We start from the raw sequence: 15653 nt of genomic DNA on the forward strand, positions 1-15653 counted from the left end.
CTGCCGGCAGGGACATGATCAGCCCGCCAGCAGGAACGGGAGCGCTTTGGCACAATCCCGTTTTCCCGCACGCCACGCGGACCCGCGCTTCGTCCTTGCAAAAGACGATAGTTGGCCGCACATCGATTCCATGATCCCCTTTTCCGTCCTCGACCTTTCTCCCATCACGGCTGGCGCGAGCGCGGCCGATGCGTTCCGCAATTCGCTCGATCTCGCGCAGCACGCCGAGCAATGGGACTACAAGCGCTTCTGGCTCGCCGAGCATCACAACATGACGGGTATCGCGAGCGCGGCGACGTCGGTCGTGATCGCGCATGTCGCGGGCGGCACGAAGACGATCCGCGTCGGCTCGGGCGGCGTGATGCTGCCGAATCACGCGCCGCTCGTGATCGCCGAGCAGTTCGGCACGCTGGCGTCGCTGTTTCCGGGGCGCGTCGATCTGGGCCTGGGCCGCGCGCCCGGCACCGACCAGACCACCGCCCGCGCGCTGCGCCGCGATCTGAACGGCAGCGCCGATTCGTTCCCTGACGACGTCGTCGAGCTGCAGCGCTACTTCGCCGATCCCGTGCCGGGGCAGCGCGTGCGCGCCGTGCCGGGCGCGGGCCTGAAGGTGCCATTGTGGCTGCTCGGCTCGAGCCTGTTCAGCGCTCAACTGGCGGCCGCGCTCGGTCTGCCGTTCGCGTTCGCGTCGCACTTCGCACCGGATTACATGATGCAGGCGCTGCACGTGTATCGCGCGCAGTTCCGTCCGTCGGAGACGCTCGACAAGCCTTACGCGATGGTCGGCGTGAACCTGTTCGCCGCCGACACCCATGACGAAGCGCGCCGCCTCTTCACGTCGCTGCAGCAGCAGTTCATCAATCTGCGGCGCGGCACGCCGGGCCAGTTGCAGCCGCCCGTCGATCACCTCGGGGTGTCGGAGATGGAGTTGAGCAGCGTGCAGCACTCGCTCGCGTGCTCGGTGATCGGCGATCGCGAGACGGTGCGCGACGGCCTGCGCTCGATCATCCAGCAGACGGGCGCAAACGAATTGATGCTCACCGCGCAAATCTACGATCACGCGGCGCGGCTGCGTTCGTTCGAAATCGGCGCGCAAGTGCGCGATGAGCTCGGCGACGCTTGAGCCCGGCGGTAGCCGGTACCACGCCGGCACGCACACCCGCGTCCGTTTGAAGCGAAGGCGCACCGCTGCCTTTGTTTCGAACGCACATTCGCGTGGTCAATGGTTTCCGGCAACAGATGATTCATTCAGCTGTACGACTCGCCACCGATGAGAACGCCCGTCAAGGGGCGCCTCTCTCGTCTATCACTCGTTTTGCTGCGTTGAATCCTGCCGTCAAGGCGTCATCTTCCGTGCCGAAGACTTGATTTCCTTCCGCGACGAGCCCAATCGGCGCGCCTACCGGTCTTCTCGGGTCCACCGTGCAGATACTCACTACTGCAACGTACCCCACCGGGGGCCCATATGTGAATTCGCTTGACACAGCCCGCACAGACTCAAGCTTCACGGTGACCTCAAAGCCTTTGTACGAGTACATTTTTTCCATTGATTTACTCCCAGCCTGGCAGACCGCGAGCCGGTCGCACGCTCGAAGACAACGTAGCACAACAACATGCCGTGCAGCGCTGGTTTTTGCGGTCGGTAGCCAAGGCACAAATCCTGGCGGCTCGCGATTCGCTTGAATGCGCTCACAGCGACCGCCATCACCGTGGCTGCCTGCGGGCATGTGACGGCGCCTACAACTCAACAGTTCGGTTTGCCATGCGGTCGCCTAGACGAGGCACTGCACCGCAAAATGCCCCGACAGTTTTTCCTATCGTATCGATGAACAACGCAGGAATACGCTGCCGGGACAGAAAGCCGTTTGAACGCTCACCGATTCGCCGGCACCGCCGCCAACCCGTCCAACAACGCCTTGTGAAATGCCGCTGGGTCCTGCATCTGCGGCGCGTGGCCGAGTTCGGCGAATTCGACGAGCGTCGCGTGCGGAATCGCCTTCGCTGCCGCCTTGCCCAGCTCCGGGTAATGACCGATCCTCGCGCGTACCTCAGGAGGCGCGGCGTCCTTGCCGATCGCGGTCGTATCCGTCTGCCCGATCAGCAGCAGCGTCGGCATCTTCAGCAGCCCGAGTTCGTACACGACAGGCTGCGTGGAGATCATGTCGTACAGCAGCGCCGAATCCCACGCGACTTCCTTCTTGCCCGGCCCGCGGTACATCCCCGCGAGCATCTGCACCCACGGCTCGAAATCGCTGCGCCACTGGCCCGAGTAGTAGGTCGCCTGCTCGTAGCGGCGGATGCCGTCCGCCGTCGTCTTCAGTTCGCGCTCGTACCACTGGTCGACAGATAGCGACGGCACGCCCTTCGCCTTCCAGTCCTCCAGCCCGATGGGATTGACGAGCACCAGTTGCTGCGTCTGCGCCGGGTACATCAGCGCGTAGCGGATGGCCAGCATGCCACCCGTCGAATGTCCGACGATAGTCGCGTTCTTCACGCCAATCGATTCGAGCAGCGCATGCGTGTTGCGCGCGAGCTGCTGAAAGCTGAACTGGTAGCGCTGCGGCTTGCTCGACTTGCAAAAGCCGATCTGGTCGGGCGCGATCACGCGATAACCCGCCGTCGACAGCCGCTCGATCGTGCTTTCCCATGTCGCGCCGCAAAAATTCTTGCCGTGCAGCAGCACGACGGTGCGGCCGTTCGGATGCTCGGGCGCGATGTCCATGTAAGCCATATGCAGCGCCTCGCCCTGCGACGTGAACTCGAACTGCCGCACGGGCGCGGGATAGTTGAAGCCCTGCAACTCGGGGCCGTACGCGGGACCGTCGTCGGCGGCCGCGCTCGACGCAGGCGCGGCGGCGGCATTGACGGCTTCGGCGGCGCACGCATCGAGGCCCAGCATGGCGATGCAGGCGGACAGGGAAACGGCAACGAGGGATGAACGGAGTGTCATAGGGTGGCGAACAAAGGCAAGGACAGGAGCAAGGGAAACACAGGCCCGTCATGATGCCCGCGTCGCGGCCCGCTTGCAGCGGCGCGTGCAACGGCCTCGCCTGAAGCAGCCGCGCCCGCGCTTCAAACAGCCGTTTCAAGTCCCGCGCGGGTTCTGCGCGTGGTCCGTCCGGCATAATTTGCCCGAACGGCTGACGGCCAAACATCGCGAGGCCGCCTTTTCTACCGGCCCGCGCGCGGCCTCTCCCGCCGGACCACGCACGAATGTGGCATGGCGAACGCGGCATGTTGCGCGCGGCAGGCGCATGGTCCAGACTAATCGCTGGCCGGCGGGAACGTGCATTGCGGACGCCAGCCGACAGCCAGGGCCAGAAGCCATCGCGCAACAGACCAAGACCACAACAACAACGCACAGCGTCAGATAAAAGACAGAAAAACACAGCAACGCCGGGGCAAACAAAAGCTTCCACCAGGGCTCACCAATAAACGGAGACGCACATGGATTCGCCGGCAAGCCTCAACGATCTTCAACACACGACACTCGCCATCGTCCTCGCGGGCGGACGCGGCACGCGCCTCGGGCCGCTGACGAACAAGCGCGTCAAGCCCGCCGTGCACTTCGGCGGCAAATACCGGATCATCGATTTCGCGCTGTCCAACTGCCTGAACTCGGGCATCCGCCGGATTGCCGTCGTCACGCAGTACAAGGCGCACTCGCTGCTGCGGCACGTGCAGCGCGGCTGGGGCTTCCTGCGCGGCGAGTTCAACGAGTTCATCGACCTGTGGCCGGCGCAACAGCGCGTCGAAGGCGCGCACTGGTATCGCGGCACGGCCGACGCCGTGTTCCAGAACCTCGACATCATCCGTTCGATCGGCCCGAAATACGTCGTCGTGCTGGCGGGCGATCACATCTACAAGATGGACTACACGCGGATGGTGATGGATCACGTCGAATCGGGCGCCGATTGCACGGTCGGCTGCATCGAGGTGCCGCGCATGGAAGCGACGGCATTCGGCGTGATGCACGTCGACGAGCAGCGCCGCGTGACGGGCTTCGTCGAAAAGCCCGCCGATCCGCCCGCGATGCCCGGCCGGCCTGACATCGCGCTCGCCAGCATGGGCATCTACGTGTTCAGCGCCGACTACCTGTACTCGCTGCTCGAGGAGAACATCAGCAGCGTCGCGACGGACCACGATTTCGGCAAGGACATCATTCCGCGCGTCGTGACGACGGGGACGGCGATCGCGCATCCGTTCAGCATGTCGTGCGTGTCGTCGGACCCGAGCGTCGAGCCGTACTGGCGCGACGTCGGCACGATCGACGCGTACTGGGCCGCGAATCTCGATCTGGCGTCGACGATTCCCACGCTCGACCTCTACGACCGCAACTGGCCGATCTGGACGCACCAGGAACAGCTGCCGCCCGCCAAGTTCGTGCGCGACCTGAACGGGCTGCAAGGCTCGGGCACCAACCTGATCGTGTGTGGCGGCTGCGTGATCTCCGGCTCGCAGATTTCGCGCTCGGTGCTGTCGTCGAATGTGGTCGTGAGTTCGTTCTGTAACATCGCTGAGGCAGTCTTGTTGCCGCAGGTGTCGATCGGCGCGAGCTGCCGCCTGCGCAAGGTCGTAATCGACCGCGGCTGCCAGATTCCCGACGGCACCGTGATCGGCGAAGACCCGGTGCGCGACGGCGAACGCTTCTATCGGACCGACAGCGGCGTCGTGCTGGTGACGGCCGAGGCGCTCAAGCGGCAGTCGGCGGCTGCACGGTAGCGTCCGGCGGGCGGACACGGCAGGCACGGCGACCGCAGGCGGCACGCGACGAAGCACGACGCAGTGCGCGGCACTCCGGCGGGTGCCGCCGCGCGCTGTCGGTCTCCGTTGCGCTCCGTCAAGCTCCGTTATGCGCGCGCTGCACGGCGCGGATCGACACCGTGCGACGCACCGAAACGACACTGCGCAATCCACCGCAACCCTAGCGAACAGGACTGAAGCCCATGACGATCCGCGCGCTGCATGTCGCAAGCGAGCTGTATCCCCTTCTGAAAACGGGCGGCCTCGCCGATGTCGTGGGCGCGCTGCCGCCCGCGCTGATCGAACTGGGCGCCGACGCCCGCGTGCTCCTGCCCGGCTTTCCCGCTGTGGTAGCCGGGCTGTCGGACCTGCAGCCCGTCGCGCGGATCGGCGATCGCTTCGGCGCGTCGAACGTCAGGCTGGAGCGCGGCACGCTGAGCGCGAACGGCCTCGTCGTCTACGTGATCCGGGCGCAGACGCTGTACGACCGCGACGGCAATCCGTATCTCGACGCCGAACACGTGCCATACGGCGACAACGCTCAACGCTTCGCGATGCTCGGCTGGACGGCGGCGCAGATCGCGCAGCATCTCGACCCCGCATGGGCGCCGCAGGTCGTCCACGCGCACGACTGGCACGCGGGGCTCGCGCCCGCCTATCTGAAAGCGGCCGAACGCGAGCACGGCAAGCCCGCCGCGCGCACGGTGTTCACCGTCCACAACCTCGCGTATCAGGGCGTCTTCCCGTCGCAGCAGTTCGGCCAGCTCGGACTGCCCGCCGACTTCTTCAATATGAGCGGCGTCGAGTTCTACGGACAGATGTCGTTCCTGAAGGCGGGCCTGTTCTACAGCGACCGCATCACGACCGTCAGCCCGACCTATGCGCGCGAAATCCAGACGCTCGCGCAGGGTGGCGGGCTGGACGGGCTGTTGAGCCAGCGCTCGCACGATCTGTCGGGCATTCTGAACGGCGTCGACTATACGATCTGGCAGCCGACCACCGACTCGCTGATCGCCGCGCACTACACGGACACGCGCCTTGCCGGCAAGCGTGCGTGCAAGACCGCGCTGCAGGAGCGCTTCCATCTCGCGCCGAAAAGCGACGCGCTGCTGTTCGGCGTCGTGAGCCGGCTGACTGAACAGAAAGGCCTCGATCTGCTGCTCGCGGCGCTGCCCGAAATCATCAAGCGCGGCGGCCAACTGGTGGTGTTCGGCACGGGCGACCCGGCGCTCGAAAACGGCTTGCAACTCGTCGCGCAGGCGCATCCCGAAAGCGTCGCCGTCGAACTCGGTTTCGACGAAACGCTCGCGCATCAGATCGTCGCGGGCAGCGACGTGATTGCCGTGCCGTCGCGTTTCGAGCCGTGCGGCCTGACGCAGCTCTATGCGCTCGCGTATGGGTCGCTGCCGCTGGTGCATCGCGTGGGCGGCCTTGCTGATACGGTCGTCGACGCCTCGCTGGAAAACATCGCCGACGATCAGGCAACAGGCTTTGTGTTCGAGCGCTTCGAGCCGGAAGCGCTCACGGCCGCGATCCGCCGCGCATTCGCGCTGTACGCGCGGCGCACCGACTGGAAAGCCACGCAGCGCCGCGCGATGCGCCAGGACTTCGGCTGGGGCGCGTCGGCAGAACGCTATCTCGCGCTGTACCGCGAGCTGGTGTGAGCGGATAAGCGCGCCGCATGATCTTGCGCAACATCGGCTAGCGCATTGATGGTTCGGCGCAACACGACGGGGCCGGATCGATTCCGGCGCGCGAAAACTCATGTATCTTGTGATGAACAGAGCGTGACGCGCCCTGTCGGCGATGCGCTGTCGCGCATCGTCGTTCGTTGTTCGCCGCGCCAAAGCGGTGCATCGAAGCTGCTCATCCGTTGCGCATTCTTTCTTCCGGCGCCCTTCCCGCGCCGTATCGGTTCGACATGAAAAACGTTCTGAGCATCCAGTCGCACGTCGTATTCGGGCACGCGGGCAACAGCGCCTCGGTGTTCCCGATGCGGCGTCTTGGCGTCAATGTGTGGCCGCTCAACACGGTGCAGTTCTCGAACCATACGCAGTACGGTCATTGGGAAGGCAGTGCGATCGATGCGTCGCAGATGCTCGCGCTCGTCGAAGGGATTGGCGCGATCGGCGTGCTGCCGCGCTGCGACGCGGTGCTGTCGGGCTATCTCGGCACGCCCGAGCAGGCGCAGTCGGTGATCGAGATCGTGCGCGCCGTGAAGTCGGCGAATCCGCATGCACGCTATTTCTGCGATCCGGTGATGGGCACGTCGACGGGCTGTCGCGTCGAGCCGGGCATCCAGGAGTTTCTGGTCCGGACGATGCCCGAGGTGTCCGACGTGATGTGCCCGAACCATAGCGAGTTGCAGCGGCTCGTGGGACGCGAGATCGAGACCGTCGAGGAAGCCGTCGCGGCGTGCCGGGAGGTGATGGAGCGCGGGCCGAGGATGATGCTCGTCAAGCATCTGCTCGATCGCAACAGCCTCGCGGACCGCTTCAACATGCTCGTCGTCACGGAGCGCGAAGCCTGGATGGGACAACGGCCGCTCTATCCGTTCGCGCGGCAGCCGGTAGGCGTCGGCGATCTGACGAGCGCGGTGTTCGTCGCGCGCACGCTGCTCGGCGACTCGGTGCGTAGCGCGTTCGAGCATACGGTCGCCGCCGTGAACGCCGTCGTGCACGCGACGTGGGACGCCGGGCGTTATGAGCTGGAGATCATCGCCGCGCAGGATGAAATCGCCCGTCCGCGGGAATGGTTCGATGCGTGGGTGGTGGAGTCGGCGTAAGCAGCAGACTTAAGGCAACGGGCACGAGACACGCCTGCGTCAGCCTGACGTCCTATAATGCGTGCCGCGCGTAAAAACGCGCGGCATTTTTTATTGGCACTGGTTGACTGGCAAGAGAGGCATCGATGGACGGCACTATCCGCAGCGAACGTGAAGAGCAGTTTGAAGAGTTGTGCATCAGCGTCGACGCAGACGAGACGCACGAGCAGGAAGCGATCGAATTCTTCGAAGCGCAATTCGGCGAAGCGGATTTCGATGCCGCGCAATGGCTCGATATTGCGCTGTACTATTCGCCCGCCGTCGCGCGCGGCATCGTCGACATGGTCACGCCCGACGACAAGGCGCGCAGCAACATCGCCCAGGTGATCGCCGACAATCTCGACATCTCGTACGGTGAAGACGAGTGCCAGCAGTTCGCGGAAACCATCCAGTTCGCGCTGGCCAATGGCGTGCCCGTCGATCTCGACGTGGTGCTCGACGGTTGTCACCGCGCGATCGACGACCTCGATACGTGGGCCGAAGACGACGTGAAGGAACCGCTGCTACGTCTGCGCGAAGAACTGTTGCGTATGCAGGGCGAGCAGTGAACGCCCCGCGCTAGAACACACCTACGCACACACCTGCGCGCAGCGCTTTCGGCATCAGGCGCTGCGCGCTTCAAACGTGCCCGATCAGGCGGCACGGCAAGCGCATCACGCGGCCCTCCTCCGCGCCCTCCTGCTCGACATCCCGCTTCATCTTCGCAGCCGACGCTTAAAAACGAGCGGCGGCGCTGTGCTGAAATGCGCATCCAACATGCCGCGAACTGCCAAGACGCACGCATATTGGCTTTCTATATTCGCGCCACGGATCGGCTGCAGCACGCGGGTTGCGCGACATTCCCGGTCCGTCGACAGACGGCGCGCAATGGTTTTGGCTTTGGTGTTTTCCAGCATTGCCTTGCACACTGCATCGTCCGTAATCTCGTCCGTGTTTTTAGTCCGTGCATTGTTTGCATACGCATTGAAGGAGACCTGTCGACACACTGCATCGCGCAATCCGACCGGCAGCGCCGCGCTTTCGAATCACGCGCGGCGCGCACTGCAAGCCGGCTGTTTTTCCCATCCCTGTCTGCCGATGTAAGGAGAAACCATGAGCTTTTGCAAGACGCTGAACCCGTTTGCCGTGATGTTGGGCGCCGTGCTGTCCATCGCGCCGCTCGCCAGTTTCGCCGCCGACGAACTGCCCGTGAAAATCGGCTTCGCCGCGCCGATGACGGGCGCCAACGCCGGCTACGGCAAAGACCTGCAGAACGGCGTGCGGCTTGCCCTCGAGGAAGCCAACGCGCAGAAGATCAAGATTGGCGACAAGGTCGCTCACTTCGATCTCGTGTCCGAGGACGATCAGGCCGACCCGCGCATCGGCGTGCAGGCCGCGCAGAAACTGGTTGACCAGAACGTGTCGGGCATCGTCGGCCATTTCAATTCGGGCACGACGATCCCCGCTTCGCAGATTTATGAGCAGGCGGGCATTCCGATGATCGACCCTGCCGCGACGAACCCGACCATCACGAATCGTGGGTTTGCGAACACGTTCATGGTGATCTCGACGGACGCGCAAAACGCCGGCAACGCGGGCACGTACGCAGTGAAAACCACCAAGGCCAAGCGCATTGCGATCATCGACGACCGCACGGCATTCGGCCAGGGTGAAGCGGACGAGTTCGAGAAGGCGGTGAAGGCGGCGGGCGGCAACATCGTTGCGCGCGAGTTCACGAGCAACACGGCTGTCGACTTCAGCACGCAGCTCACGAAGATCAAGTCGACCAATGCCGATCTGATTTTCTTCGGCGGGCTCGATACGCAGGCGGCTGCGATTGCGAAGAAGATGAAGCAGCTTGGGATGACGGCGCAACTGCTGGGTGGCGGCGGCGTTGAAGACCCTGAGTTCATCAAGCTTGCTGGCGATGCGGCCGAAGGCGCGATGGCGTGGGAGTATGGCCGTCCGCTCGCGCAACTGCCGGGTGGCAAGGACTTCTCGGCGAAGTTCAAGAAGCGGTTTGGCGATGACATTCTGTCGTATGCGCCGTTCGGGTATGACGCGGCGTGGGCCGTGATCAAGGCGATGGAGACGGCGAAGTCGACGGATCCGAAGGTTTATCGCTCCGCGCTGAAGTCGATCAGTTTTGAAGGGGTGACGGGGACGATTTCGTTTGATGCCACGGGGGCGTTGAAGAGTGCTGCTTCTACGCTGTATCAGGTTAAGAATGGGGTTTGGGTTCCTGTCGTTACGAAGAGTGGGGTTTAAGGTTTAGGGTTTGGGTTTGGTTTTGCCAGCGGGCGCTGTGTTTTGGTTTGCATGGCGCTTTGCTGGCATTCGCAGGTTGTGCTTTCGCGGCGCGGACGTTGCCTATCGGTGTTCTTGCTTTTTCGCTGGCATCCGCGCTATGCCTTCGCCCTTCAAGCGTCGCCCCTGTGCGGGGCGGCACCTACTTTTCTTTGCCGCCGCAAAGAAAAGTAGGCAAAAGAAAGCGGCTCACACCGCCAACATTTCTTCTTGCCTGAGGGCCCCCGAAGGGTCTTACGCTTCACACGGCAATCACGTGACTCATGTTTGTTGCCAGCGCTCTTGCACTGCGCCTCACCCGCTTCGCGCGCCCGCGTCGCCGCATGCCATGCCAGATATTCCACTGCCGCCCAGGTGGCAAACTGTGTGTAGGCCGTAGTACTGGACACGGATCACTCCGGACCGATAGCGCACGCGTTCCACCCTGTAAGAGCGCCAAGCTATACGACGCGACAACCTACACACAGTTTGCCACCTGGGCGGCACATACCGTTCGCTGCCGTGAGCCCATGTACGGGTGTTTGAAGCGGGTGAGACGCACATTCAAGGCGTTGGCAACGCACGCAAACAGAAGGGCTGCCGTGTGAAGCGTAAGACCCTGTAGGGGCCCTCAGGCAAAAACTAGCACTGGCGGTGTGAGCCGCTTTCTTTTGCCTACTTTTCTTTGCGGCGGCAAAGAAAAGTAGGTGCCGCCCCGCACAGGGGCAACGCATGAAGCACGAAGGCATAACGCGGATGCCAGCGCAAAGGTAAAAACACCACCCAAAGCGTCGCAGACAAAAAAACCCCTACCGTGCTCTAACAACAATCTGCGCCAACGCATCCCTCTCGATCTTAACGAGCGACGCCCGAGCCAGGGCAAACTCTTCAGCACTACACACCTGGCGCCCAAACCGGGCACTCAAACGCCGCGAAATCTGCACAACCCGCGTAGCGGAATCAAACACATACCGCGATTCATAATCAAAAAACCGGTCGCGCACCACAACATCCTGCGGCATATCAGTAACGCGAACACTATCAGGCAACGCAATCTGCGCAACCTCATCAAAATCGCCGCCAATACAGACCCACGGCTGCGTCCGTTCCGGCTCGGCGAGCCAGGCCTGCACTTGCGTCGCGATCCCCCCCGACAAACTCGTCAACGCAGGCAACGCTGTCGTGCCATCAGGCCACGTGAAGTGCTCCAGCGAACCTTGCATAAAAGTCGAGAAAGGCCCCATGGTCAGCGTCACTTCACCAGGCTGCATCCGTGCAATCCCATGCAACCCCGTCTGCCGCAAGCGATCAGCGGCAATCAGTTGCCACCGCTGCCGCGTCGCGCGACGAAACACATTGCGCTCCAGTTCCGCCGACACCCCCACATCCTCGACGCGATACGTGAACGCCGCCGTGCCCGTCCGCTCGATGTCGATCTCGAGCCGCACGTTGCGTCCGCGTTCCTGCGTCGCCGGCGTGCGCGCGAGCACGCCATCGTTGACCAGCAGCACGGGCCGATCCATCGCGCCCGGCGGCAGATAACCGAAGCCGATACCACCCGCCGTCGTATCCGCATACATGCGCAGTGAAGGAATCCACGTGATCGCATGATTGATCGCGCTTGCGCCATAGCCAGGCACATCGGGCAGCGTATAGACCGGCCCGAGGTTCAGCAGCACAGCCTGACTGTCGATGCCGACGGCCGCGAGCATCGCGCCATACAGCGCGACGTGGTCCTTGCAGTCGCCATAGCGGTTGCGCAGGATATCGCTCGCCTTGTGCGGCATGGCCGCCGTCTCGCCAAGAAACAGCGCGACATAGCGAATGTTCAGGCGCACCCAGTCGTAGAGAATCTGCGCCTTCACGCGCGGATCGTCGGTGCGCGCCGTCAGCGCCTGCGCAAGCTGCGCAATCGCAGGATCGCGCCACGTCGGGTCCAGCGCCGCCGTCCGATAGCGTTCGGCAAACGACGCGAAGTCGCGAGTCGTCGAGACCATCAGGCGGTCGCCCCACGTCGCGTAGCCGACAGCGCCCGACTCGATGGGCGCATACGGCCCATGCCGATACTCGAACGTGTAACGCGTGCGGCCGTTCTCTGTGACGGGCGGCAACGCGACGTAGCCGCGCGCATCGGCATACAGCGGGACGTCGGCGGGCAAGTCGAAGATCAGTTGCTGCATATCGACAGGCCCGCGCGTCGGCTCGACGAAATAGGCAAACGTGCCGCCTTGCAACGGCAGCGCGCGCGTCTTGCGAAACGCCAGATGCACGCGCGACCCCGGCTCGACGCCCGGAAAGATCACCGTGCGCAGCACGCCGTCCTGGAAGGTCGGCGCGCCCGCCGAACGCGGCTCCTGCACGTCGCGAATGCCGTCCGGTCCTACCGGATGCGCGACGCCGTTGGGATCGATCGTTTCCGCCGCGAGCAGCTGCACCTGCTCGATATCCTTGTTGAACCACACGTAGCGTTGCGCAATATCATCGACACCGCTCGTCGTGTTCGCGCGCAGCACCGTATCGTCGTGTTCCTCGATCGAGCCGTCCTTCTGTACGACGAACAGATGCACGTCGCGCTCGATCGTCGATGGCGGAATGTCGTCGGCTGCGACGCGCTCCTGCGCGTGCACGGCGCCCGCGCCGTATGCGCAGACGATCAGCGGCAACACGGCCGCCGCGCGCAAGCGGTGCGCTCGCCGGCTCATGCCTCGCGCACCGTGTGACGACGCACGGCGAGGTTCGCGCACGCGCCGCGCTGCATGCGCCACGCACGCGGGCTCATGCCGAATTCGACGCGAAACGCGTGATTGAAGTTGGACACGTCGTTAAAGCCGCTATCGAGCGCGATATCGACGATCTTCGTGTCCTCGTCGGCAAGACGCAGCGCCGCATGGCGTAGGCGCGCGCGCAGCACGTATTGATGCGGCGTCACGCCCGTGACGCGCCCGAACGTGCGCAGAAAGTAGAAGTCGGACAGCTCGCACATCTGCGCGAGACTCGAAAGCGTATGCGGCGCATCGGGCGTTTCGTCGATCAGGCGCACGGCCTGCGTGACGCGCGACCATGCGGACGCGCTCGTCGCAATGGCACGCCGCTTCGCATCCGCTTGCGTCGCGCGCAGCGTGGCCCCGGCCAGTTCGACGGCGAGTTCGTCCCATGCCGTGCACGATGCGCGGTCCGTCGCCCCGGCGCACGCCCGCGCGATCAGGCCGGAAAACGCGCGCAACGGCGGCATGCGGCCATGCCGAAACGACGTATCGGAACGAGAAAAACCCGCGTCGGCGGCAATCCGCTCGAAGTACGCAGGCTGATATTGAAACGACACGCAACGGTCGCCGGGCGCATGCCGATGCCCGCATTCGAAGCACTCGCCCGCATTGCCGAGCAGCAGCGAACCCGGCGTGAGCAGCTCGCGCCCCGCCGCCGACCGGTAGCCGAACGCGCCCGCCGCCACGATCGCGATGCAAACGCCCGCGTGCCGCTCCTCGAACGGCCTGTCACGCGGACCGAAGGTGCACAGCACGTCCATCACCGACCAGCCGTCGCCCGCGGCAAGCGCGCGCATCTGCGTGTTGCCGGACGCGCCGAGCCTGTCGCGGCGTGCAAGCGCGGCTTCGAGATCGACGGCAATTTTTCCCAAGATGTCACCTCGGCAGGTCCGTATGCTCGTTTTATCACAACGGCGGCAAGCGCGGCGCGACGCGTTGGCCACCCTTTTTAACCAGGTTCAGCATACGGAGCAACCCGCAATGAATGCATTGGATCACGGTCCCGCTGCCGGGTTTCATGCAGCACTCGCCGCGCCCGGTCGCGCGGCTGACATCGATGCCGCCGACGACCTCTACGGCTGGCTCATCGGCAGTTGGGACATGGACGTGCTGCACTATCGCGTCGACGTGCGCGAGCGGCATCTGACGGGCGAGATTCACTTCGGCTGGGCGCTCGAAGGGCGCGCCGTGCAGGATGTCTGGATCATGCCGCGCCGCGCGGATCGCGGCGTGCGAAGCGACGGCGGCCTCGACATGTACGGTACGACGCTGCGCGTATGGGACGCGTCGATCGAAGCGTGGCGCGTCACCTACATCAACCCGTCAAGCGGACAACGCGACGAATTGATCGGCCGCAAAATCGGCCGCGATATCGTGCAGATCGGCACGCATGCGAACGGCACGCCGATCCGCTGGAACTTCACCGACATCACCGACGATTCGTTCCGCTGGACAGGCGTCGCGCTTGCCGCCGATGGCGTCACGTGGAATCTGGAAGGCGAATTCGTCGCGCGGCGCAGGCGGGGCTAGTGCATTTGCAGCGGGCCGCGCGCGGACTAGGCCTGCCGCAATTCCGCGCCCTCGTCCTTCGACAGCTTCACGAAGAAGAACAGCGAGCACAACACGGCCGCGCCGACGACGAAGAACGCGGGCGAGAAATCGCGCGCAGTGAGATGCGCGGCGCTGCCGCCATGCAGATGCGCGGTCAGCGCGAGCAGCGACGCGCCGAACGCGACACCAAGGCTCACGGAGAGCTGCTGCGCCATGCCGGAGAGCGCCGTCGCGCGGCTCATCTTCGGCTTCGGCATGTCGGAGTAGCCGAGCGTGTTGAGCGTGACCATCGCGAGCGAATTGAACAGGCCGCCCACCAGCAGCGTGCAGAAGATCAGCAGATGCGGCGTGCTGGGCTTGAATAGCCCATAGCACGCATAGAAGCAGCCCGTCATGCAGGTCGCGACGATCAGCAGCGTGCGAAAACCGATGCGCTGAATCGCCTTGGTCATCACGCCGCGCACCGCGAGCGAGCCGACCGCCGTCGCGACGCTCAGCGACCCCGATGTGAGCGGCGACAGGCCGAAGCCCAGTTGCAGCATCAACGGCATCAGGAACGGCGATGCACCAATGCCGATGCGCAGCGGCATGCCGCCGAGCACGGCCGTCCGGTACGCCTTGTAGCGCAGCAGCAAGGGATCGATGATCGCATCGACGTGACGGCGGCTATACAGCCAATACAGCAGCATCGACAGCACGCCCGTGCCCGTGAATGCGAACGTCACCCATTGCGGCACGAGCCCGCGGCCGGCCGTATCCAGCCCGCCGACGAGACCCACGAGGCCCGTCGACAGCAGCACGAAACCGGGCAGATCGAAACGCTCGTCGATGCGCTCATGCGTATCGTCGATGAACGCGAGCGCGCACAGCACGCCGATCACGCCGAACGGCACGTTCAGCAAGAAGATCCAGCGCCACGACGTAATCGTCACCACCACGCCGCCGAGCAGCGGACCGGCAAGCCGCCCCACCGCGCCCGGCACCGTGAACCACACCATCGCCGCGACCATCCGCGCGGGCGGCACGCTGCGCAGCAGAATCAGCCTGCCGACGGGCACCATCATCGCGCCGCCCATGCCCTGCAGCACGCGGAACACGACAAGTTGCGGCAGCGATGTCGCGATCCCGCACAGCGCCGATGCGAGAGAAAACAGCCCGATTGCCGAACAGAACACGCGGCGCGCGCCGAAACGGTCGGCAAGCCAGCCGCTCGCCGGCAGGAACACGGCGAGGCTGAGCAGATAGGAGGTGATCGCGAGATTCAGATGCAGCGCCTCGACGCCAAGCGAACGCGCGATGGAAGGCAGCGCGGTCGCCATGATCGACGTATCGAGGTTTTGCAGGAACAGCGGGCAGGCAACGATCAGCGGAATGATGCGGGCGCGGTCGGTCATCCCGTTCTTTTACCGCAAAACAGCCGCCGATGGCGAGTCCGGCGGCACGCGCGGTGTTACGGTTTGTTGCGCTTGCTACGGCTTGACGAGGCACGTCTCAAGCGCACGGTG

Annotated in this window: 12 protein-coding genes; 7 read left to right on the forward strand and 5 right to left on the reverse strand. The window is 64.4% G+C overall.

From position 1 onward, the window contains the following. The first annotated feature begins 130 nt into the window (after window positions 1-130). Entirely contained in the window at window positions 131-1123 is a 993-nt protein-coding gene (locus C2L64_RS10600) for an LLM class flavin-dependent oxidoreductase (RefSeq protein ID WP_009770431.1), read from the forward strand. Between the two features lie 750 nt (window positions 1124-1873). On the opposite strand, the gene C2L64_RS10610 is transcribed toward C2L64_RS10600, so the two are convergent. Next, window positions 1874-2899 (reverse strand): alpha/beta fold hydrolase, encoded by a 1026-nt coding sequence (locus C2L64_RS10610; RefSeq protein ID WP_009770432.1) that lies wholly within the window; start codon window positions 2897-2899, stop codon window positions 1874-1876. Between the two features lie 548 nt (window positions 2900-3447). On the opposite strand from C2L64_RS10610, the gene glgC reads away from it, so the two are divergent. From glgC to C2L64_RS10635, 4 genes are all read left to right on the forward strand, one after another. Further along, complete coding sequence (glgC, locus tag C2L64_RS10615) at window positions 3448-4722, forward strand: glucose-1-phosphate adenylyltransferase (protein ID WP_007738423.1); 1275 nt, start codon at window positions 3448-3450, stop codon at window positions 4720-4722. A 224-nt stretch (window positions 4723-4946) separates the two neighbouring features. Further along, window positions 4947-6407, forward strand: a complete 1461-nt coding sequence (glgA, locus tag C2L64_RS10620) for a glycogen synthase GlgA (protein WP_086919197.1) — start codon at window positions 4947-4949, stop codon at window positions 6405-6407. Between the two features lie 257 nt (window positions 6408-6664). Further along, window positions 6665-7528: a pyridoxal kinase PdxY gene (pdxY, locus tag C2L64_RS10630; protein WP_009770434.1), complete on the forward strand. Its 864-nt coding sequence runs from the start codon at window positions 6665-6667 to the stop codon at window positions 7526-7528. A 125-nt stretch (window positions 7529-7653) separates the two neighbouring features. Next, complete coding sequence (locus tag C2L64_RS10635) at window positions 7654-8115, forward strand: hypothetical protein (protein ID WP_079499225.1); 462 nt, start codon at window positions 7654-7656, stop codon at window positions 8113-8115. A gap of 147 nt (window positions 8116-8262) precedes the next feature. Here the strand turns inward: C2L64_RS10635 and C2L64_RS10640 are convergent, their stop codons facing one another. Next, the gene (locus C2L64_RS10640; RefSeq protein ID WP_039902266.1) at window positions 8263-8463 is read right to left on the reverse strand and encodes a hypothetical protein; all 201 of its coding nucleotides are present in this window, start codon (window positions 8461-8463) and stop codon (window positions 8263-8265) included. A 196-nt stretch (window positions 8464-8659) separates the two neighbouring features. On the opposite strand from C2L64_RS10640, the gene C2L64_RS10645 reads away from it, so the two are divergent. After that, window positions 8660-9814, forward strand: coding sequence for a branched-chain amino acid ABC transporter substrate-binding protein (locus tag C2L64_RS10645; RefSeq protein ID WP_007738431.1), 1155 nt, complete (start codon window positions 8660-8662; stop codon window positions 9812-9814). A gap of 827 nt (window positions 9815-10641) precedes the next feature. On the opposite strand, the gene C2L64_RS10650 is transcribed toward C2L64_RS10645, so the two are convergent. Together C2L64_RS10650 and C2L64_RS10655 are read right to left on the reverse strand one after the other, a co-directional pair. Then, window positions 10642-12534: a DUF3857 domain-containing transglutaminase family protein gene (locus tag C2L64_RS10650; protein ID WP_009770437.1), complete on the reverse strand. Its 1893-nt coding sequence runs from the start codon at window positions 12532-12534 to the stop codon at window positions 10642-10644. Then, window positions 12531-13469 (reverse strand): helix-turn-helix transcriptional regulator, encoded by a 939-nt coding sequence (locus C2L64_RS10655; RefSeq protein ID WP_009770438.1) that lies wholly within the window; start codon window positions 13467-13469, stop codon window positions 12531-12533. Before C2L64_RS10655 ends, C2L64_RS10650 begins: the two co-directional genes overlap by 4 nt. 109 nt (window positions 13470-13578) lie before the next feature. On the opposite strand from C2L64_RS10655, the gene C2L64_RS10660 reads away from it, so the two are divergent. Beyond that, window positions 13579-14127, forward strand: coding sequence for a hypothetical protein (locus C2L64_RS10660; protein WP_009770439.1), 549 nt, complete (start codon window positions 13579-13581; stop codon window positions 14125-14127). A 26-nt stretch (window positions 14128-14153) separates the two neighbouring features. Here the strand turns inward: C2L64_RS10660 and C2L64_RS10665 are convergent, their stop codons facing one another. Beyond that, window positions 14154-15542, reverse strand: coding sequence for a DHA2 family efflux MFS transporter permease subunit (locus C2L64_RS10665; protein WP_009770440.1), 1389 nt, complete (start codon window positions 15540-15542; stop codon window positions 14154-14156). Between the last annotated feature and the right edge of the window lie 111 nt (window positions 15543-15653).

The organism is Paraburkholderia hospita (assembly GCF_002902965.1).
Taxonomy (GTDB): Bacteria; Pseudomonadota; Gammaproteobacteria; order Burkholderiales; family Burkholderiaceae; genus Paraburkholderia; species Paraburkholderia hospita.